We start from the raw sequence: 21671 nt of genomic DNA on the forward strand, positions 1-21671 counted from the left end.
AGTTTACATCATGCGTAATTACGATCTGTCACCTTTGCTGCGTCAGTGGATTGGCTTTGACAAGTTGGCCAGCTCAATGGGCGGCCAGGAACCCCAGGGCTTCCCGCCTTATAACATCGAGAAAAGCGACGACAACCACTATCGTATTTCTCTGGCGCTGGCCGGATTCAAACAAAGCGAACTGAATATTGAAGTGGAAGGTCCACGCCTGACCGTGAGCGGTAAGCCGACCCCTCCGGAAAAACAGGTGGAATATCTGCATCAGGGGCTGGTGTGCAAAGAGTTTACTCTGACCTTCACGCTGGCCGAGCACTTGCAGGTTTCTGAAGCGCAGTTTGAAAACGGCCTGTTGCATATCGATCTGGTGCGTCAGGTACCGGATGCCTTGCAGCCACAACGTATTGCCATCGGCACCACGCCGGGATTAGAAGCCCAGTAACAGGCTGAAAAATAGGCAATAACACGGGGGAAGTCCAAAAGGACTTCCCCCGTTGCATTCTGTGGTGCAACCCACATTCCCCCTTTCCTGCTTATGTCAAAATCCATGCTAACCGTGTGTCTTTAACCGCAAGTCTGTTGTTAAACTTCTGGCAAGGATGTGACCTATGAGCGATATCGCCCTGACCGTCAGCATGTTGGCATTGGTGGCCGTTCTCGGGCTGTGGATGGGTAACTGGAAGGTGTATGGCGTCGGGCTGGGCATTGGCGGGGTGCTGTTCGGTGGCATTATCGTGGGGCATTTCGCTCAGCGCTGGCAAATCAGTCTTAACGGCGACATGCTGCATTTCATTCAGGAATTCGGGCTGATCCTGTTCGTTTACACCATTGGCATTCAGGTGGGGCCCGGTTTCTTCTCTTCCCTGCGGGTGTCCGGGCTGCGGCTCAATGGTTTCGCCATTTTACTGGTGCTGGTTGGCGGCGTAGTGGCGGCGGTGGTTCACAAGCTGTTTGCCGTACCGCTGCCAATCATTCTCGGCGTATTTTCCGGGGCGGTCACCAATACCCCCGCGCTCGGGGCCGGGCAGCAAATTCTTACCGATTTGGGATCAGATCCGGCATGGGTCGATCGCATGGGGATGGGCTACGCCATGGCCTATCCGTTCGGTATTTGCGGCATTCTGCTGGTGATGTGGCTGATCCGCCTGTTCTTCCGCATCAATATCGATCAGGAAGCGCAGGCGTTTGAAAACAGTCTGGGCAATCACCGCGAACTGCTGCACACCATGAACGTGGCGGTGCGTAATCCCAATCTGCAGGGAATGGCGATAAAAAATGTGCCGCTGCTGAACGGGGAGGACATCATCTGTTCACGGTTGAAACGCGGCGATCTGCTGATGGTGCCCGCGCCGCTCGAGAGGCTGGAGTTGGGCGACTATCTGCATCTGGTAGGAAAGCGCGAGAGCCTGGAAAATGCCCGGCTGGTGATTGGCGAAGAGGTGGACGTTTCGTTGTCAACGCGTGGCACGGCATTACAGGTGGTGAGGGCGGTGGTGACCAATGAGAAGGTACTGGGCTGCAAAATCCGCGATCTTAACCTGAAGCAAAAATATGACGTGGTGATCTCGCGCCTCAACCGTTCCGGGGTTGAACTGGTGGCAGGCAGCAACGTTACGCTGCAATTTGGCGATATCCTCAACCTGGTTGGCCGGCCGGAATCGATCGAAGCGGTCGCGGCTATCGTCGGCAACGCTCAACAGAAACTGCAACAGGTGCAGATGCTGCCGGTATTTATCGGCATCGGGCTGGGGGTGTTGCTGGGTTCTGTCCCGCTGTTTGTACCGGGTTTCCCGGCGGCATTGCGCCTGGGGCTGGCCGGCGGGCCGTTGGTGGCGGCATTGATCCTCGGGAGAATCGGCAGCATTGGCAAGCTGTACTGGTTTATGCCGCCGAGCGCCAACCTGGCGCTGCGCGAGTTGGGTATTGTGCTGTTTCTGGCGGTGGTGGGGCTGAAATCGGGAGGTAACTTTGTCGATACCCTGATGCACGGCGAAGGGCTGGCGTGGGTTGGTTACGGCGCGTTGATTACCGCCATCCCGTTGTTCAGCGTGGGCGTGCTGGCACGGGTGGTGGGCAAGATGAATTATTTGACGCTGTCCGGCATGCTGGCAGGTTCGATGACAGATCCGCCGGCGCTGGCTTTCGCCAACGGCCTGCACCCGACCAGCGGGGCTGCCGCGCTGTCCTACGCCACGGTTTATCCCCTGGCGATGTTTCTGCGCATCATGTCGCCGCAGTTGCTGGCGGTGCTGTTTTGGGCGATGTAACGTGCCGGGACGCAGCTTTTACCTGCCAACTGCGCCCCGGCTCAGACGTTAACTCGCTTCCTGATGCGCGCGTTCGATCTCTTCCGCCAAAATCGCTACGCCACGCTCAATTTTCTCCGGATCCGGCACGTAGTTCATCCGCATGCACTGGTGAGTATGCGGCCATTCATGCTCCAACCCCGGGAAGAAGTAGTGGCCCGGCACCATCAGCACGCCGCGTTTTTTCAGGCGCTGATACAGCAATTCGGTGGTGATCGGCAGATCCTTGAACCACAACCAAAGGAAAATCGCCCCTTCCGGTTTGTGGATCAGGCAACGCTCTGGCGACAGGTAACGGCGGATGATCTCGATGGTGTGTTCAACACGCTGTTTGTAGAACGGGCGGATCACCTCGTTCGACAGGCGCAGCAAATCGCCACGTTCGATCATTTCCGCTGCCATCGCCGGCCCCATGCTGCCCGGTGACAGGCTGATGATGCCGTTCATGTTGGTCAGGGCGCTGATGACTTTCTCATCGGCAATCACGATACCGCAGCGTGAGCCGGGCAACCCGAGCTTGGACAAACTCATGCACAGGATGATGTTTGGGTTCCACAGCGGCGTCGCTTCGCTGAAAATAATTCCGGGGAACGGCACGCCGTAAGCGTTATCGATCACCAGTGGAATATTGCGTTGTTGCGCCAGCAGATCGAGCTTCATCAGCTCTTCGTCGGTGATCACGTTACCGGTTGGGTTGGTCGGGCGCGACACGCAGATCATGCCGATATCGTCGCCGATGTTCAGATGTTCGAAATCAACGTGATATTTAAACTGGCCTTCCGGCAGCAGCTCGATATTGGGCTTGGCCGAAACGAACAGGCCCTCGTCCAGCCCGGCGTCGGCATAGCCGATGTATTCCGGCGCCAGCGGGAACAGCACGCGGCGGCGGCTGCCATCGGCATAACGCCCGGCAAACAGGTTAAACAAGTAGAAAAATGCGCTCTGACTGCCGTTTGTTAGTGCAATATTCTGTGGTGAAATCTGCCAGCCCAGCTCGTCGCGCAGCAAAGTGGCCAGGGCTTTCAGCAAGGCGTCTTTGCCCTGCGGGCCATCGTAGTTACACAGCGCCTCGGTCAGTTTGCCCTGGTCGAGCATGTCCTGACACAGCTGTTTGAAGTAGCTTTCCATCTCTGGAATTTGCGCCGGATTGCCGCCGCCGAGCATGATGGCGCCGGGCGTGCGCAGGCCTTCGTTCAGGTCATCCATTAAACGGGTAATGCCCGCGTAACGGGTAAATTTGTCGCCGAAAAGTGAAAAAGTCATAGGTGCAACAGTATTGTTTTTAGCAGGTAATCGCCCACCATACCGTCAGATAATTTTCGGCGCAATGCGGTACATAAATTAACCTTCGGGAATAAACTTCACCCTGAGGTTAATTTTCAGCATATTGTGCTGAATTAATGTGACCGATCGCCAACCCACACCACCATCACCTTGTCGTCGCCGAGCCGACGGCTGAAAGCATAGTAGCCTGCGGTTTGCTGCGACTGCTGCGTGCCGGCACCGATCGCCGGATGGCGGGCGCGGAACTGCCCAAGCCGCTGCCAATGCGCCAGCAGCGGAGCTTTGGGGCCTTGCAGCTCACTCCAGTTCATATCGGAACGCGTGCCCTGCAGCGGATCCGAACCGGTTGGGCCGAATTGGCGGCCGCTTTCATCACCGTAGTAAATTTGCACCGCCCCCGGGGCCAGCAGCAACAGATCTGCCGCACGCTGCTGCAATGGCAGCGAACCTTTGGCGTCGCTGGCGAAGAACAGCCGGGTATCGTGCGAGGAGAGATAGCTCAGTACATTGAAGTCCTGCAGTTTGCCGGCCATTTGCTGGTAAGTGGCATCGATACTGGAGAAACAGCTCAGCGCCTGCGAAGCCTGATCCTGAAAATCGAAATTGATCATCGCGTCAAAGCCATTCTGGTAATACTCGCTTTTCATCACGCCGTGGCCCCAGGCTTCGCCGGTCATCCAGAACGGGGCGTCATCCAGCGCCTGTTGCGGATTAGCGGCTTTCCATTGCGCCAGCGCCGCCGTGGCACGTTGTTTCAGCAGCGCCAGCGTGGGTTTATCCACGTGCTTGGCGGTATCGACGCGGAAGCCGTCAATACCGTAATCGCGCACCCATTGGCTCAGCCAGGTGGTGAGGTAGTCGCGGGTCGTGGCACCGGGAATGTCGCGTGCGGCGGTGTCGGGTTTGTGGCGATAGAACAGCGGTGGCCCACTGGCACCGGGCGCTTCGGTTTTGATGTCCGGGAGGAAGGCCAGTGACATGGTGAGGTCGTTATAACCCGGCGAGTCATAGTCGCCGATATCGGTGCGGATCCAGTTTTTTCCCCACCACGGGCTCCAGCCTGCCTTGTCGCTGAAATTAATGTAATCGTTGAAGCTGTGCCAGTTTTGACCTGGGCCAGGCCGCCAGTCGCCCCAGTTTTTACCCAGCGTTTTTTCGATCTCCGCGCCCTTCAGGTAGAGCGAGCCGAATTGGAAGGTCTGCATATCGGCCAAGGTGGCGTAGCCGACATGGTTTACCACCACGTCGAACAGAATGCGGATGCCGCGCTGGTGCGCCTGCTCGACCAGTGTGCGCAGGTCTTGCTCGGTGCCCATATTGGCGTCGAGCCGGGTCCAGTCCAGTGCGTAGTAGCCGTGATAAGCGTAGTGCGGGAAATCGCCTTTGGTGCCGCCGCCGACCCAACCGTGGATCTGTTCCAGTGGCGAACTGATCCACAGTGCGTTGACGCCAAGCCGTTGCAGGTAATCCAGCTTTTGCGTCAGCCCGGCGAGATCGCCGCCGTGGAAGGTGCCGATCTCCTGCATGCCGTCGCTGCGGCGACCGTAGCTGTAGTCGTTGGCCGGGTTGCCGTTCTCAAAGCGATCGGTCAGGGCGAAATAGACCGTGGCGTTGTGCCAGTTGAACGGTGCCGGTTTTTCCGTGCCGGCGGATTCCAGCAGCAACATGCCGCCACTGCCAGCTGCAGGCTGAAGGGTTACTTTGCCCAGGCTGACCCTGGCCGTTTGGCCGGAATAGAAATCGCGCACCGTTTCGCCTTCGGCAAAGGTCGCCGCTACGTCAAGGGTGACGGGCTTGCCGTCCCAGCGCTGGCAGATGTGGGTTGCCGCTGCTGCGGTGGCCTGTGGGGCCGTTTTCAGGCTGAGCAGCAGCGTCGGCGTACCGCTGCGGGTATCGACGCGCACCCGGTATTCACCGTCGCGGAACAGCCGCCAGTTGACCGGAGGGCCATCGCCGCAAGGTTGCAGCGACAGGGTTTGATTCAGCCTGGCCGCAGTGGTCGGCTGCCAGCATTGCCGATCCTGATAAATTTTCAGCGGCAGTTCGCCCTTGGGCAGCGTGGCTTGGCTGGTGAACAGCCCGGCGGTGGATTCGTCAAAGGCCGGGAAGCTTTGCAGCGTCCAGCTTGCTGTTGCGGCTGGTGACAGCAGCATCAGCAGGGGTAGGGTCAGGCGTTTCATGGCTCTCCTTACGCGTGGCAGGAAGCGTTTTTATTCTAGGGTAAGGTCAGTGTGACAAATGAAGAAAAAATAGCCTCATCCCGATGGCGTATTTTCAGGGAGGAGGGAGAAGGGGGATAAGAGGGAAAGAATATGGGCGGGAAAACTCCCGCCCGTTATGACTATTTCTTCAGCAACTGCGGATTGACGCAGTTTTCTTTTACCGTACCGGTCAGGGCGGCAATCAGGTTATCCACTGCGCATTCGGCCATACCATAGCGGGTTTCATGAGTGGCGGAGCCGATGTGCGGCAGTGCCACCACGTTCGGCAGCGTCAGCAGCGGAGAAGAGACCGGCAGCGGCTCTTTCTCGAAGACGTCCAACCCGGCGGCGTGGATCGTCCCGTTCTGCAACGCTTCGATCAGCGCCGCTTCATCCACCACAGGGCCACGGCCGGCGTTGATCAAAATACCGCTCTTTTTCATCTTCGCCAGTTGATCGCGGCTGATCATATGGAAAGTTTCTTCGGTCAACGGCAGCGTGATGCAGATGAAGTCGGACTCGGCCAACAGGGTGTCCAGATCGCAGCGGCGGGCGTTAAAACGCGTCTCGGCCTCTTCGTGATTGCGACGGGCGTTGTACAGTATCGGCATACCGAAGCCGAAATGCGCGCGCTGGGCCAGTGCCAGACCGATGCGCCCCATGCCGAGGATGCCGAGGGTTTTATGGTGCACGTCGACGCCAAACCAATCCGGCCCGATGCTGCCCTGCCATTCACCGGCTTTTACCCGCTCGGCCACTTCCACCACGCGGCGCGCCGTCGCCAGCACCAGGCTCATGATGGTATCGGCGACGGTTTCGGTCAGCACCGTCGGGGTATGCATCAGCACCACGTTATGGGCGTTAAGCGCGTCGACGTCGAAATTGTCGTAACCGACGGAAATGGTCGAGGCGGCGCGCAGCTTGGGCGCTTGTTGCAGGAAAGCTTCATCAATCTTGCCGCCGGAACCGATGATCCCTTCCGCCTGAGCGAGCGCTTGTTTCAGCTCGTCGCGGTTATCCGGCGACAGACCATCGAAGGCGTGCACGGTGAAGTGTTGTTGCAGTCGTTCACGCAGCTCGGCGGGAATACTTTTGTACAATACAATTGAAGGCTTCATCACGAACTCCAGCAATACCCTTCGTCTTTCAGGCTGTAGCGTTGTTGCCTGGCTACAACCTGAAATCCATTGGGTATGTTCAACAGAAAATAAAGTATAACGAGATCAGGCTACTTGTGGATGAACCTCGTTGCGGGCGGGTTTAACGATCAGCGTCACCACCACCGCCACGACCAGCGCAATCGCCATAAACATATAGGAAGCTGCCGGGGTGCCGGTCGCGCCGTTCAGGTAGCCGACGAACCAGGAGCCGAAGAAGGAGCCCAGCGCCCCCATGCTGTTGATCAGCGCCATCGCGCCACCGGCGACGTTTTTCGGCAGCATTTCGGGAATGATGGCGAAGAACGGTCCGTACGGGGCATACATTGCCGCGCCGGCGATCACCAGCAGGCTGTAGGAAACCCAGAAATGGTTGGTGCCGATGGCATAGGAACCGAAGAACGCCAGCGCGCCGATCAGCAGCAGCGGCCAAACGAACAGTTTGCGGTTCTGCATTTTGTCCGAAGCCCAGGACACCACGATCATGGAGATTGTCGCCGCCAGGTAAGGTACCGCCGACAGCCAACCGGCTTCCACCATGCCCATTTGCATGCCGCTGCGCAAAATGGACGGCAGCCACAGCACGAAGCCATACACGCCGATGCTCCAGGCGAAATACTGTACGCACAGCAGGATCACGTTGCGTGAACGGAAGGCTTCACCGTAGTTGCGTACCGCCTTGATGCCTTTCTGCTCCTCGTCAAGCTGCCGCTGCAGCGCCGATTTCTCGTCTTCGCTCAACCATTTGGCCTGCGCCGGCTTGTCTTTCGCCAGCACCCACCAGCAGAAGGCCCAGAGTACCGCCGGAATACCTTCGATGATGAACATCTCGCGCCAGCCGAAGGCGTGGATCAGGTAGCCGGAAACCACCGACATCCACAACACGGTTACCGGGTTACCGAGGATCAGGAAGGTATTGGCGCGTGAACGTTCTGATTTGGTGAACCAGTTGCTGATGTAAATCAGCATCGCCGGCATCACGGCGGCTTCCACCACGCCGAGAATAAAGCGAATGGCGGCCAGCATCGGGATATTGCTGACCACGCCGGTCAACGAGGCACAGCCGCCCCACAGGATCAGGCACCAGAAGATCAGTTTTTTAACGCTGCGGCGTTCGGCATAGATCGCACCGGGAATTTGGAAGAAGAAATAGCCAAGGAAAAACAGTGCGCCCAGCAGCGAGGACATGCCTTTGGTAATGCCCAGATCGTCGTTGATACCGGCGGCTGAAGCAAAGCTGAAGTTAGCGCGATCGAGGTAGGCCAGGCTGTAGGTGATAAACACGATGGGCATGATGTACCACCAGCGTTTGGCCGCGAGAGTGACTGTATTCATGTTCAGATTCCTCAGTGTCGGAGTGGTGCTCTCCCGGCGAGTCTGGTTGTAGGGCCAGAGGCGTGTGCCGTTCGGAGAAGGCTGTTAACTTTTTTATGTTTGTTATATACCCCAAATAATTCGAGTTGCAGGAAGGCGACAAGAGCGTGAATCCCGATGAGCTTACTCACGTAAGTGATTCGGGTGAGAGCTCGCAGTCAACACACCTGCAGCTTGAAGAATGACGGGTATTTTATTCAGCCAGTGCCGCGCGGGTTGGCAACCCTTCGCTGTCGCCGATGGCCTGGATCGCCAGCGAGCCGATTTTATTGCCGCGTTGCACCGCCTGTTTCAGCGTTTTGCCCTCCAGCAGGGCGCTGATTGTCCCGACGGCAAAGCCGTCTCCCGCACCAACGGTATCCACCACGTTGCTGACTTTTATCGCCGGCACCGTGGCCCGATCGCCGGCGGCGGTTTTAAACCAGGCGCCGTCCGGGCCGGTTTTGATGATCACCGCTTGCACACCGCGTTCCAGGTAGAAATCGGCGATGCCTTCCGGCGTTGATTGGCCGGTAAGAATTTGCCCCTCCTTGAGTCCCGGCAGCACCCAATCGGCAGCGAACGCCAGTTTGTTCAACTGATCGATCATCACCTGTTGGCTGGACCACAGCACCGGGCGCAGGTTGGGATCGAATGAAATGGTTTTGCCCATGGCGCGCATTTCACGGGCGGCATGGTTGCACAGCTCCAGCGACTGGCCGGACAGGGCGGCAGCCACGCCACTCAGGTGCAGATGGCGTGCGGAGCCGAAGTAATCGCGGTTAAAGTCGGCGGTCGACAGGTGGCTGGCCGCTGAGCCTTTGCGGAAGTATTCCACGCTGGGATCGGTACCATCGGTGGTTTTCGATTTGACCTGAAAACCGGTCGGATAGTTGCCGTCTATCGTGACCTGCTGGAAGTTAATGCCTTCCTTTTTCAGCTGTTGCAGGGCGAAACGGCCGAAAGCGTCGTTGCCGACCCGGCTGACCCAGCCCACGTTCAAACCCAGGCGCGCAAGGCCAATCGCCACGTTCAGCTCGGCACCGGCGATGCGTTTGGTGAAGGTCTCGACTTCAGCCAGATCGCCGGTTTGTGTGGCCACGAACATCGCCATGGCCTCACCCAGCGTAACTACGTCCAATGGCGCGTTACGCGCCGCGGTCAGGGTTGTCATGATGTTTACTCCGCACGCAGAAGGTTTACGTAGTGGCGGGTAACGGCTTCCAGGCTGTCACCCTGCAGGGGGAATTCTATGCCGCGCGGTGCATCCAGCGGCAGGCGGGCCAGCAGGTCGCGCCAGCTGCCGTCGGTATCATCCAGTGCCACCGCGCGCCAGCCGCGCAGGCCGTGAGTGGCGGCTTTGACGTGAACATAGCTGACGTGGCTCGCCAGGCGTTCGGCGGCGGCGAAGGCGTCTTGCCCCACCCAGAGCCAGTTGGCCATGTCGAACGTCATGCTGACCGGCAGGTGGTTGTCTTCCGCCGCATGGAAAAAGGCATTCAGCAGCGACAAGATCCCGCAGTCAGGGGTCTGGTCATTTTCCACCACCAGCTTGACCGGGTGCTGCTCCAGTGCCACTTTCAGTTCGGTAAAATCGAAACCCGGTTGGTAGTGGCCAAGGGAAAGCTTCAACTGACGTGCCTTCAGCAGCTGAGCTTCCGCCAGCAGCGCCGGCAGGTTTGGGTTCAGCGTATGCTGTGGGGTAAACAGCGCCTCAGGGGCGGAATAAACGGCAAATAGCTGTTGTTGTTCAATCGCCTGAGCCAGCGCCGGCAGGCTTTCCAGCTCTTGGGTGGAGAACAGCTCGCGGCGGATCTCCACGCCATCGGCGCCCGCGCCGGCGATGATCGGCAGTAAAGCGGCTTGCCCACCCTGTTGCTGAACCACATCGGTGCCGTATGCGCCGGTCACTACGATAATTTCTCTTTTCATTTTGGCTCCTGAGGTGGTGTTATTCCCACCGCTGCTGTTAAGAGTACGTTAAATGGAACCGGTTCCAGGTGAAAGCGACAGAATGTAAAAATATGATCGCAATCACGAACATGAGCAAAAAATAGTCTTTCAGAGGAGGGGGAGAGGCGCCGTAAACCGCGCCACAGCTGGGAGAAGGGGGGATTAGCGGGTGGTGGAGCCGCGAACGATCAGTTCACCGGAGAACATCTGTTCGCCGATCGGCGCATCCAGACCCTGAATACGTTGCACCAGTTGTTCCAGCGCCGCGTGGCCCATTTGATAGGTCGGCTGCTTCAAGGTGGTGATGCCTACCCCCGCCAGTTCGGCCCATTCCAGCTCGTCAAAGCCGAGCAGGCCGATATCGCTGCCCCATTGAATGCCCAGCCGGCGCATGGCGCGCGCTACCTGCAACGTCAGCGCGCCGTTGGCGGAAATCACTGCCTTGCGCATACCGCGGTGGCGGGCGTTAAAGCCGCTGAGCACGCTTTCCAGCTGCTTCAGGTCGTTAAGCGGCGTCTCGGCCTGTTCAGCCAGCAGCCCGTCATGTTGCGCCATAGTCTGGTTAAAGGCGTGCAGCCGCTCCAGCCGGGTATTGACCGTACCGATAGGCTCGCTGAGAAACAAGATGGCTTCGAATCCCTGCTGCAACAGATGTTCGGTGGCGGTGGTCGCCGCCTCATGGTTGTTCAGGCCGACCACATCGCAGGCGAAATCAGGGATTTTGCGGTCGATCAGGACCATCGGCAGCATGGATTGTTGCAGCGTCGACAACGCTTCTTCACGCATGCCGACGGCGTTGACCACGATGCCTTCCACCCGGTAGCTGCTGAGCAACTGCAGATAGTGTTGTTCCTGATTGACCTCGTTGTTGGTGTTACACACCAGCAGGGTAAAGCCGTGTTGACGGCAGGCGGCTTCGATGCCGCGCATGACGTCCACCGAGTAGGGGTTGGTGATATCGGCGATGATCAGGCCAATCAGGCGCGTTTGCCCGCCCTTCAGGCTGCGGGCCATTTGGCTCGGCCGGTAGTCGAGCTGGTGGATTGCCTGTTCGATGCGCTGTTTGAGATCGTCAGAAAGCAGGTGCTGCTCACCATTGAGATAGCGCGATACGCTGGTCTTGCCGGTTTTGGCGGTTTTCGCCACATCGCTGATGGTGGCGCGCCCCGAGGCGCGCATTGCCTTAACAGTGCTCACTGCCGATCTCCCCTGCGGTTAATTGCCAAGGAGACTACCACACCCGGCGCGGGGCCGGGAATGCTGAATGGCAGGTTGTGTGTGACCAGGGGATGGGCGGAAAGCGAGAAGCGGCGGGGCTTGGCACCCCGCACGGGATTACTGCAGCGGGCTGAGGGTGATCTCGACGCGGCGGTTTTGCGCCTTGCCTTCTGCCGTGCTGTTGGAGGCGATTGGGTTATCCGGGCCTGCGCCTGAGGTGCGGATGCGGTTTGCCGCCACGCCCTGAGTGATCAACGCGCTGCCTACGCCGTCGGCGCGCTGCTGCGACAGGGTCATGTTCAGGGAACGGGAACCGGAGCTGTCGGTGTAGCCAATCACGTTAACCGCAGTTTTTGGGTATTCCTTCAGCACCATGGCTACGCCGGTCAGGGTGTTGGCACCCGCCGGTTTCAGGGTAGCGCTGCTGCTGTCGAAGGTGACATTGTTCGGCATATTCAGCACGATATTGTCGCCCTGGCGGGTGACGCTGACGCCGGTGCCTTTCATTTTGTCACGCAGTTTGGCTTCCTGCACGTCCATGTAATATCCCGCACCGCCGCCCAGTGCCGCACCGGCTGCTGCGCCGATCAGCGCACCTTTGCCGCGGTCTTTTTTCGACGAAGATATCATGCCCACACCGGCACCCAGTGCCGCGCCAAGGCCGGCGCCAATACCGGATTTACCGGCTTCGGATTCCCCGGTGTACGGGTTGGTGGTACAGGCTGACAGCGTGAGCGCAACGCTCACCGCGCCGGCAATAATCGCAATGCGTTTCATGTTTTTTCCTTAACAAGCGGATAGACGCTGAGCCTGTTATCAGGGAAAAATCAGGGGAATACCATACAGCGGATTCTGAATTGAACGCACCCCGGTGCGGGATGCGTTATTTTTAAGCGAAATCGACAGGATTCAGACGGCCGCTGGCCAGTTCATGATCAGCGTATAAGCCTGGGTTTCTTCATTGAACAGCCGTTGGGCTACCTGAAAACCCTGTTTACGGTAAAACGCGCAGGCACGCAGATTTTGCTCATATACCTCAAGGCTCAACCGGGGATAGCGCTGCTGTACGTGCGTCATCAGCGCCTGGCCGACGCCGTGGCCGTGAAAGGCCTGTTCGACGAACAGCGCGCCGATAAAGCGTTCATCCAGCACGCTGATAAACCCGACGATCTCCCCTGCGTGGCAATACACCCAGCTTTGCGCCCGCGGCAGATAGCTATCCCGCACCAGTACAGCGCTTTCCCGCCAATAGCTTTCTGCCACAAACGGGTGGGCGGCGATGGTGCTGGGCAACCACAGGGCCATCAGCCGCGGCATATCGGCCGGGCGGCAGGGGCGGATCATTTCTGCTTTGGGTAGCAAATACACCCGGTCAGATGATCGTTCACCAACCCGCAGGCCTGCATAAAGGCGTAACAGATGGTGGAGCCGATAAATTTGAAGCCGCGTTTTTTCAACGCCTTGGACAAGGCACCGGACAGCTCGGTTTTCGCCGGCACCTGGTTCAGCGCTTGCCAGCTGTTGAGCTGCGGCTTGCCACCGACAAAGCCCCAGATAAAGGCGGAAAAATCTTCGCCGGCCGCTTCCATGGCCAAATAGGCTCTGGCGTTGGTGATGATGGCTTCGATTTTGCCGCGATGGCGGATGATGCCGCTGTCCTGCAGGAGCGTTTCCACGTCCTGCTCGGTCATGGCCGCCACTCGGACCGGATCGAAATTGTGGAAGGCGCGACGGTAATTTTCACGCTTTTTCAGCACCGTGATCCAGGAAAGCCCGGCCTGCTGGCCTTCCAGACAGAGCATTTCAAACAGTTCGCGCGCATCGGTGGTCGGTGCGCCCCATTCCTTATCGTGATAGTCGAGATATAACGGATCTGCCGTCACCCAACCGCAACGTTCGCTGGTCATACTGCCTGTCCTTAAGCTGTGTTTATTTACAGTAATCATCGCCTGAAGCGGTAAGCTTGGCAAGCCCCTGATTGTTTTATCATCAAGCGACTTGACGTGGCGAAAAAGCCAGCAATATTTACTAGATGGCCGAAGGTAAAAAAGGTCAATGATAAGAAACGGTTTTCCTTCATTTGCTGGCTCTCAGGAGTCTCTTCATGCCTCTAAAAATAACTCGCATGCCCCGCCCGGCGGCGCTTGCAGTGGCGATATTATGCAGTATGACTACCCCGGCGCCGGCTTATGACCAAGTCTACGTATTTGGCGATAGCCTGAGTGATACCGGCAACAATGGCCGCTTTACCTACGACAGCAATAAACACCTGTTGTATGACGAAGTGCTGGCGCAACGCATCGGCGCAGCGCTGGTGGCGTCGAACGACGGTGGCTACAACTATGCCGCCGGCGGCGGTGTGGCGGTGCCGGCGCTCAACCCGGCGGACAATACTCAGGATCAGGTGCAGAGCTACCTTGGTCGGGTCGATGGTAGGGCCGATGGCGACGGTCTGTATATTCACTGGATTGGCGGCAACGATCTGGCGGCGGCGGCGTTAAATCCCACCACCGGGCCGGACGTGGCCTATAACAGTGCAGCGGCAGCCGCTGAACAGGTTCATTCACTGTTGAATGCCGGTGCCGGTACGGTGATCGTGCCGACGGTACCGAATATTGGTTCAACGCCGCAGCTGATGGAGCTGATTATCCAGCAGGCGCTGACGCCGGTGCAGGGCGCCGCAGTGCAGGCGGCCTATGCCACCCTCAATTCGTTGGCCACGCCGGATAATGCTTCTCGCACCCAGGCGATCCATCAGGCGCTGACTTCCGCCGCCGCACAGGCCAGCGCAATCCCGCAGGTGCAGCAGGCGATTGCCGCACAGCTGATTGCCGCCTACGACAGCCTGAGTGCTCAGGCCGCGCAACTGACCGATTTTTATAACCAGAGTGAGGATCGCCTGCTGGCGCAGGGCGGCGGTAATATTGTTCGCGTCGACGTGAACAGGCTGTTTGCCGAGGCGATAGCCAATCCGGCGCAGTTTGGCTTTGCCAATACCGCCGGCATGGCCTGTCCGGCCGGGGTGTCGTCTGCGGTGTGCAGTTCCGCCACGCCGGGTTTCGACGCCAACCAGTCCTATCTGTTCTCCGACCATTTTCACCCCAGCCCGCAGGCGCATCTGCTGATTGCCGATTACATTCAGGCGGTGCTGGACGGCCCGGCGCAGGTGGTGGCGCTGAATCAGGCGACGGCGGCGATGGCGCGTGACAGCCGCGCGACGCTCGACAGCCGTTTCCAGCAACTGCGCAATGGCGACAACCCACAAGGCGCGCTGGGCGTTTTCGGCGGCTATGCCGGGCAGCATTATGATTACTCTGCCAATAAGGCGGCGGGCGACGGCAACGCCACCACCCATAATCTGACGGTTGGGGTAGATTATCAGTTGACCGAAGGCTGGCTGATTGGCGCGCTGATTTCCGGTTCCAATGACGATCAACAGCCTTCCAGCCGCTATGAATACAAGGCACGCGGCCTGTTGTTGTCGGCCTTTACCGCCCTTGATCTGTTTGAGCATGGCTGGGTGAATGCCGATCTGCACTACGCGACGATGGATTACGACGATATTCGCCGCAGCATGCAGCTTGGGCCGCTAACCCGCACCGAAACCGGCTCGACCTCCGGCAAGCAGTGGGGCGCGCGCCTTACCGCCGGATACGACTTCCCCATTACTTCTTATCTGGCTACCGGCCCGATGGCGCAATTTGCCTGGGATTACAGCAACGTCTCCGGTTACAGCGAGGATGGGAACAACAGCACCTCAATGCGCTTTAACGACCAGACCTACCATTCGCAGATCGGCGCGTTGGGCTGGCGGTTGGACAGCAAATTTGGTTTGTTTAATCCGTACGCCGAAGTCAGCTATCAGCATCAGTTTGGCGATGATGTCTACCGGGCCGGCGGCGGGCTGAAGTCCACGCAGACCTCGTTCACCCGCGACAGCGCCGGTCAGGATAAAAACTGGGTGGATGTCACGCTGGGGGCGAACATGCCGCTGACTGAGCAGGTGGCGGCGTTCGCCACCGTTTCGCAAACCGGCGGCCTGAGCAGCGGCGAGCAGTTTATGTATAACGTCGGCGTCAGCGCGCGGTTTTGACGCTTAGGGGCACAGATTCAGTGCCAGTTCTGGTTTCCTGCATCTTCCTTTCCGGCTGCAGCAGAGTCATGCACAGCATGCTGCAGAACGATACTGCGGCGGTGGCGAAGAACATGGCGCCATAGCCGTGGTGCTGCGCCAACCAACCGCTCAGCATCGGCGCGGTGATCGACGCAATATTAGCGATCGCCAGCGTCATGCCGCTGTAAGCGCCCACCGACGCCTTCGGCGTGACGTCGATCACCACCGACCAATACACGTTATTCACCAGCGCGTTCAGTGCATTGCCCAGCGTCATCAACAGAATGATTTCGGTCGCCGTGCTCATAAACGGGATCAGCAGGAAGCAGGTGGCGGTCAGCAGCAGCGTCACCGCCGCAAACAGGTTGCGCGCTAGCCGCAGATTGTCGAAACGTCTCAACAATGCATCGGCGATGCGGCCGCCGAGCAGCACGGTAAAGCAGGCGCCACTCCACGGGATCATCGCCACATACCACAGCGAGTGCAGATCGTAGTTAAAGGTGTCCTGCAGGTATTTCGGCCCCCAGGTGACCAGCACAAAGGTGACGTAGAGGAAAGAGAAGTAACCCAGGGCGTTAAACACCAGCGTGCGGTTAGTGAAAAATGCCCACCACGGCAGGTGCGGTTGTTGGCTGTCCGGCTCCTGATCGGCGCCGATGGCCGCCAGTTCGCTGGCGTTAACCAGAGGATGTTCCTGCGGCGTATCGGTAAAGAAGCGGGCGAACAACAAAATGGCGATCAGCGAGAACAGGCCCAGCAGGATAAACATGCTGCGCCAGTCATCGGTCAAGAGCAGCAGCCCCACCGCCAATGGTGCGGTAAGCAGCGATCCCACCTGGGTACTCAACAGGCCGATGCCCAATGAAAACCCCCGTTCCTTGCGCGGTGCCCAGTTGGCGATGGTTTTGTTCATCAGCGCGTAGGCCGGGCCTTCGGCAAAGCCGAACATGATCCGCAGCGCGGCGAAACCCATGATCGCCGAGCCGCCGAACAGCGCCACCCCCAGCTCGCCGGCCCAGGCGGTGGCGATCTCCAGCAGCGACCACAGCGCCCCGGCCATCAGCCAGACTTTTTTGGTGCCGATACGGTCGGCCAGAAAGCCGCCGCACAGCGAACCGAACAAATAACCAAAGCCGAAGTAGCCCAGTACGGCGCCCAATTGCGCCTTGTTGAAGTTGAATTCACGCGAGATATCGTTGGCGGCGAAGGATAACGCGCCGCGATCGACGTAGTTGATCAGCGCAATAAAAAACACCATGGCGAAAATACGGTAACGATAGCGACTGTCGGTTAAGGCGTTGGTCATCAGCGAACCTCCTGAAACGTTTGATATCAGGACGCTGCAAGGTTGGTGCCAGTCTCGTGGCCGTTGCGGGACGGGATGCGGCGAGGGGGTGAGAGCGTTGAATGGGCGCTTGGCAGGAGCATTTGCCCTAAAAGAGTGCATGAAAAGGCGACGCTTCTTTGCCGATTCGCAGTTGTTGCCGGATTCTGGCTGTATATCTTACGGTCAACGGGTATACTGGCCCATTCCATATAAATCCACTTGTATCGCGTGCGAATTCAACATGCAAAAGTTTGATACCAAGACCTTTCAGGGCCTGATCCTGACACTGCAGGACTATTGGGCGCGCCAGGGCTGCACCATTGTTCAACCATTGGACATGGAAGTCGGCGCGGGAACCTCTCACCCGATGACGTGCCTGCGCGCTCTCGGCCCAGAGCCGATTGCCGCCGCCTATGTGCAGCCGTCCCGTCGTCCGACCGACGGCCGTTACGGTGAAAACCCTAACCGCCTGCAACACTACTATCAGTTCCAGGTGATCATTAAACCGTCGCCGGACAACATTCAGGAACTGTACCTCGGCTCGTTGAAAGAGCTGGGTCTGGATCCGACCATCCACGATATCCGCTTCGTAGAAGATAACTGGGAAAACCCGACGCTCGGCGCCTGGGGCCTGGGCTGGGAAGTGTGGCTGAACGGCATGGAAGTGACGCAGTTCACTTACTTCCAGCAGGTCGGTGGCCTGGAGTGCAAACCGGTTACCGGCGAGATCACTTACGGCCTTGAGCGCCTGGCGATGTACATCCAGGGCGTGGACAGCGTCTACGATCTGGTCTGGAGCGACGGCCCGCTGGGTGTGACCACTTACGGCGACGTGTTCCACCAGAACGAGGTGGAGCAGTCCACTTACAACTTCGAGTATGCCGACGTCGACTTCCTGTTCTCCTGCTTCGAGCAGTACGAGAAAGAAGCGCAGTCGCTGCTGGCGTTGGAGAAACCGCTGCCGTTGCCGGCTTACGAACGTATTCTGAAGGCCGGCCACACCTTCAACCTGTTGGATGCGCGCAAGGCGATCTCGGTGACCGAGCGTCAGCGCTATATTCTGCGCATCCGCACGCTGACCAAAGCCGTTGCCGAGGCCTACTACGCTTCCCGTGAAGCGCTGGGCTTCCCGATGTGCAAAAAGAACGAGAACTAAGAGGCAGCCATGACTCAACAGACTTTCCTGGTGGAAATCGGCACGGAAGAGCTGCCGCCGAAGGCTCTTCGTTCACTGGCAGAATCCTTTGCCGCGAATTTTACCGCCGAGCTCGATAGCGCCAACCTCGAGCACGGCGAAGTGAGCTGGTTCGCCGCTCCGCGCCGTTTGGCGCTGAAAGTGGCCAATCTGAGCGCCGCACAGGCCGATCGCGAAGTCGAAAAACGCGGCCCGGCGATTGCCCAGGCGTTCGACGCCGAAGGCAAGCCGAGCAAAGCGGCCGAAGGCTGGGCGCGTGGCTGCGGCATCACTGTCGATCAGGCAGAGCGCCTGGTGACCGACAAAGGCGAGTGGCTGCTGTATCGCGCCCATGTCAAAGGCCAGTCCGCGCAAGCGCTGCTGGCGGGCATGGTCAGCACTGCGCTGTCCAAACTGCCGATCCCGAAACTGATGCGCTGGGGCGACTCCGAAGTGCAGTTCGTGCGTCCGGTACACACCGTGACCCTGCTGCTGGGCGATGAGCTGATCCCGGGCACCGTGCTGGGCATCGATTCCGCCCGTACCCTTCGCGGCCACCGTTTTATGGGTGAAGCCGAGTTCACTATCGACAACGCCGACCAATATCCGCAGATCCTGCTGGAGCGCGGTAAAGTGATTGCCGATTACGAAGCCCGCAAAGCGCTGATCAAGCGTGACGCCGAGCTGGCGGCGCAGCAGATTGGCGGCAAGGCCGATCTGAGCGAAAGCCTGCTGGAAGAAGTGGCCTCGCTGGTGGAATGGCCGGTGGTACTGACAGCCAAGTTCGAAGAGAAATTCCTGGCGGTGCCGGCGGAAGCGCTGGTGTACACCATGAAGGGCGACCAGAAGTATTTCCCGGTGTATGACGCTGCGGGCAAACTGCTGCCGAACTTTATCTTCGTGGCGAATATCGAATCCAAAGATCCGCAGCAAATCATCTCCGGTAACGAGAAGGTGGTGCGTCCGCGTCTGGCCGATGCCGAGTTCTTCTTCAACACCGACCGCAAAAAACGCCTGGAAGACAACCTTCCGCGTCTGGAAACCGTGCTGTTCCAACAGCAACTGGGCACCCTGCGCGACAAGACCGATCGCATCCAGGCGCTGGCGGGCTGGGTTGCCGGCCAAATTGGCGCCGACGTTAACCACGCTACCCGCGCGGGCCTGCTGTCGAAGTGCGATCTGATGACCAACATGGTCTTCGAATTCACCGACACCCAGGGCGTGATGGGCATGCATTACGCGCGCCACGACGGCGAAGCGGAAGACGTTGCCGTTGCGCTGAACGAGCAGTATCAGCCGCGCTTTGCCGGCGATGCGTTGCCGGAATCGCTGGTGGCTTGTTCGCTGGCGATCGCCGACAAGATGGACACCCTGGCCGGTATCTTCGGCATCGGGCAACATCCGAAAGGCGACAAGGATCCGTTCGCTCTGCGCCGTGCTGCATTGGGCGTGCTGCGTATCATCGTTGAGAAAAACCTGCCGCTGGATCTGCAGACCCTGACCGAAGAGGCCGTGCGCCTGTACGGCAGCAAGCTGAGCAATGCCAAGGCAGTCGACGAGGTTGTCGAGTTCATGCTGGGCCGTTTCCGCGCCTGGTATCAGGAAGAAGGCCACGCCGTCGACACCATTCAGGCGGTGCTGGCACGTCGTCCGACCAAGCCTGCGGACTTCGACGCACGCGTCAAGGCGGTCACTCACTTCCGTACGCTGGAAGCGGCTACGACGCTGGCGGCGGCCAACAAGCGCGTCTCCAACATCCTGGCCAAATCTACCGATACGCTGAACGATCGCGTTCACGCTTCGGTGTTGAAAGAGGCGGCTGAGATCCAACTGGCGACCCACCTGGTGGTGCTGCGCGATAAGCTGGAGCCTTTCTTTGCTGAAGGCCGCTACCAGGATGCGCTGGTGGAATTGGCGGAGCTGCGTGAGCCGGTCGATGCGTTCTTCGACAACGTGATGGTGATGGCCGATGACGAGGCGGTGCGTGTAAACCGTCTGACGTTGCTGAGCAAGCTGCGTGAGCTGTTCCTGCAGGTGGCGGATATCTCCGTATTGCAGTAAGCGTTCTGCCGTGAAAAAGGCGCCTGCGGGCGCCTTTTCTATTGCTGGCGGCGCTGTGTTGCGCCCTCTGCGGTGAGCCGGTATTTTTGCAGACGGCTGTTGGGCTTCTCCGGTAGCGTCATTTCGATCCATCCTGCATTCAGCGCAGGTTGCAGATAACGTTCGCGGAAAGATTTTCGATCCTGCAGTTGCAACGCGCTCTGAATGGCCTCGCGCGACATCTCTCCCTTTAGTGCCGCTAACAGCTCGCCGACTTGGGGGGTGACTTGGGGGGTAAGACTTTGCTCCAGCGCCCGCAAAATCATCTCCAGCATAAACTCCACAAAGGGCGCGCAGTCGGTACATGTGACAGAGTCTCCGTTACCGCCATTGAGCACCCTTTCGCCACAGAATCGTAACCGAATGGTGAATCGCGTATCGGATCGCACTCAGTTGATCTATTCTTATAGGCGCAAGGAGTGCAACAAAAGGGACGGAGTCCGATGAGAAAGCAGGTTTATAACAGGAGTTATGTCACATGGCGGTAGGGATCCAGAGCAGAGTTTTCGCGCGTTGGTTGGCCCCGGTATTGGCATTGTTGGTGGTCATGCAGTTGACTGCCTGCGGCGATAAAGAGCCGGAACAACGCAAGGCGTTTGTTGATTACTTACAGAATACGGTTATGCGCAGCGGCGCGAAAATCCCGACGCTGAGCGAAGATCAGAAGCAGAAATTCGGCAACTATGCCGGTGATTACGCCATCCTGGTCGGTTTTTCACAGCAGTTGTCCAAATCGCTGGATGCCAGCCTGACGCCGGCGTTGGATCAGATTAACCAGATCCGCACCGCGCAGGATTACATGAGCAAGCGCGATTCGCTGCAGCAATCCGTTGGGGCGCTGAACCTGCTGGGCCAGCAGATTCAGTCTGCCAAGTCACAGGCAGACACCTCCCGGGCGGCGCTGAAGCAACCTGACGATCTGAAAGCCGTTTATAATCAAGTGTATGACAAGATTGTCACCGGGCCGGCCAATGCGCTGATGCCGGTTATCCCTACCACCGCCAGTTTCGTTCAGGATCTGGTTCAGGTCGGGGATTTCCTGCGGACCCAGGGCAATCAGGTGAGCTTTAACAACAACGGCGTGCAGTTCCGTACTTCGCAGCAGGCAACGCAATACAACACCATGATGTCGAATCTGGTGGCCAAGCAGCAGGATTTACTGAATGCACAGAAAACCGTCGCGAGCGTGACCCAGTAATTGTTTTCAAGAGGCCGGCTTGCCGGCTTCTGTTATTCAACCCCCCAGCTTTCCAATAGCTTGCTCACTTCTTCCCCATCGCTTCTGTACTACACTCAATTCATCATCGTATTTCGTCATGTAGTTTTCTTACATTCATCACATCGCGATTTCCCGGCGGGATGAGTGCTCACAGGGAAGGTCTTCCCCCAAACCAGGATTCGGTAGCTACTGACAAAATAAATTGTGATAAACATCACAATTTAAAAACAAACACGCATCATGAAAATGTGACATTTATCACTATTTT

Annotated in this window: 18 protein-coding genes; 6 read left to right on the forward strand and 12 right to left on the reverse strand. The window is 58.4% G+C overall.

From position 1 onward, the window contains the following. The first annotated feature begins 10 nt into the window (after positions 1–10). Both ibpB and QZQ97_RS19760 read left to right on the forward strand, forming a co-directional pair. Complete coding sequence (ibpB, locus tag QZQ97_RS19755) at positions 11–439, forward strand: small heat shock chaperone IbpB (RefSeq protein WP_013810933.1); 429 nt, start codon at positions 11–13, stop codon at positions 437–439. 166 nt (positions 440–605) lie between these two features. Then, on the forward strand, positions 606–2264 hold the full coding sequence (locus QZQ97_RS19760) for a putative transporter (RefSeq protein ID WP_311994834.1): 1659 nt from the start codon (positions 606–608) through the stop codon (positions 2262–2264). A 48-nt stretch (positions 2265–2312) separates the two neighbouring features. Here QZQ97_RS19760 and QZQ97_RS19765 read toward each other — a convergent pair whose 3' ends face one another. From QZQ97_RS19765 to QZQ97_RS19810, 10 genes are all read right to left on the reverse strand, one after another. Beyond that, a complete protein-coding gene (locus QZQ97_RS19765) occupies positions 2313–3566 on the reverse strand; it encodes a valine--pyruvate transaminase (protein WP_311994835.1) in 1254 nt (417 codons plus the stop codon). 134 nt (positions 3567–3700) lie between these two features. Continuing rightward, positions 3701–5767 carry an alpha-amylase gene (locus tag QZQ97_RS19770; RefSeq protein WP_311994836.1) on the reverse strand — a complete coding sequence of 689 codons (2067 nt, stop codon included), beginning with the start codon at positions 5765–5767 and terminating at the stop codon, positions 3701–3703. Between the two features lie 161 nt (positions 5768–5928). Further along, positions 5929–6906, reverse strand: coding sequence for a glyoxylate/hydroxypyruvate reductase GhrB (gene ghrB / locus QZQ97_RS19775; protein WP_311994837.1), 978 nt, complete (start codon positions 6904–6906; stop codon positions 5929–5931). Between the two features lie 105 nt (positions 6907–7011). After that, positions 7012–8280 (reverse strand): MFS transporter, encoded by a 1269-nt coding sequence (locus tag QZQ97_RS19780; RefSeq protein WP_311994838.1) that lies wholly within the window; start codon positions 8278–8280, stop codon positions 7012–7014. A gap of 232 nt (positions 8281–8512) precedes the next feature. After that, positions 8513–9472, reverse strand: a complete 960-nt coding sequence (locus QZQ97_RS19785) for a sugar kinase (RefSeq protein WP_311994839.1) — start codon at positions 9470–9472, stop codon at positions 8513–8515. 5 nt (positions 9473–9477) lie between these two features. Beyond that, positions 9478–10230 (reverse strand): sugar phosphate isomerase/epimerase family protein, encoded by a 753-nt coding sequence (locus tag QZQ97_RS19790; RefSeq protein WP_311994840.1) that lies wholly within the window; start codon positions 10228–10230, stop codon positions 9478–9480. 183 nt (positions 10231–10413) lie between these two features. Then, positions 10414–11430 (reverse strand): LacI family DNA-binding transcriptional regulator, encoded by a 1017-nt coding sequence (locus QZQ97_RS19795; protein WP_006321734.1) that lies wholly within the window; start codon positions 11428–11430, stop codon positions 10414–10416. 156 nt (positions 11431–11586) lie between these two features. Then, entirely contained in the window at positions 11587–12246 is a 660-nt protein-coding gene (locus QZQ97_RS19800) for an OmpA family lipoprotein (protein WP_013810943.1), read from the reverse strand. A 132-nt stretch (positions 12247–12378) separates the two neighbouring features. Further along, positions 12379–12813, reverse strand: coding sequence for an N-acetyltransferase (locus QZQ97_RS19805; RefSeq protein ID WP_311994841.1), 435 nt, complete (start codon positions 12811–12813; stop codon positions 12379–12381). After that, positions 12810–13376 carry a DNA-3-methyladenine glycosylase I gene (locus QZQ97_RS19810; protein WP_311994842.1) on the reverse strand — a complete coding sequence of 189 codons (567 nt, stop codon included), beginning with the start codon at positions 13374–13376 and terminating at the stop codon, positions 12810–12812. Before QZQ97_RS19810 ends, QZQ97_RS19805 begins: the two co-directional genes overlap by 4 nt. Positions 13377–13573: 197 nt before the next feature. Between QZQ97_RS19810 and QZQ97_RS19815 the strand changes: the two genes are divergently transcribed. After that, positions 13574–15562 (forward strand): autotransporter outer membrane beta-barrel domain-containing protein, encoded by a 1989-nt coding sequence (locus QZQ97_RS19815; RefSeq protein ID WP_311994843.1) that lies wholly within the window; start codon positions 13574–13576, stop codon positions 15560–15562. Here the strand turns inward: QZQ97_RS19815 and QZQ97_RS19820 are convergent. Beyond that, positions 15546–16889, reverse strand: a complete 1344-nt coding sequence (locus tag QZQ97_RS19820) for an MFS transporter (protein WP_311994844.1) — start codon at positions 16887–16889, stop codon at positions 15546–15548. The two genes, QZQ97_RS19815 and QZQ97_RS19820, sit on opposite strands and share 17 nt — an antisense overlap. Before the next feature lie 262 nt (positions 16890–17151). On the opposite strand from QZQ97_RS19820, the gene glyQ reads away from it, so the two are divergent. Together glyQ and glyS are read left to right on the forward strand one after the other, a co-directional pair. Continuing rightward, positions 17152–18066 (forward strand): glycine--tRNA ligase subunit alpha, encoded by a 915-nt coding sequence (gene glyQ, locus QZQ97_RS19825; protein ID WP_006321728.1) that lies wholly within the window; start codon positions 17152–17154, stop codon positions 18064–18066. 9 nt (positions 18067–18075) lie between these two features. Then, entirely contained in the window at positions 18076–20145 is a 2070-nt protein-coding gene (glyS, locus tag QZQ97_RS19830) for a glycine--tRNA ligase subunit beta (RefSeq protein WP_311994845.1), read from the forward strand. Positions 20146–20183: 38 nt separating this feature from the next. Here glyS and QZQ97_RS19835 read toward each other — a convergent pair whose 3' ends face one another. Further along, positions 20184–20459: a Fic family protein gene (locus tag QZQ97_RS19835; protein WP_311994846.1), complete on the reverse strand. Its 276-nt coding sequence runs from the start codon at positions 20457–20459 to the stop codon at positions 20184–20186. Positions 20460–20662: 203 nt separating this feature from the next. Here QZQ97_RS19835 and QZQ97_RS19840 point away from each other — a divergent pair, with 203 nt between their 5' ends. Beyond that, on the forward strand, positions 20663–21382 hold the full coding sequence (locus tag QZQ97_RS19840) for a DUF3053 domain-containing protein (protein WP_004950637.1): 720 nt from the start codon (positions 20663–20665) through the stop codon (positions 21380–21382). The last annotated feature ends 289 nt before the right edge of the window (positions 21383–21671 follow it).

Origin of the sequence: Serratia sp. root2 (genome assembly GCF_031931805.1) — a bacterium.
Lineage (GTDB): Bacteria > Pseudomonadota > Gammaproteobacteria > Enterobacterales > Enterobacteriaceae > Serratia > Serratia inhibens.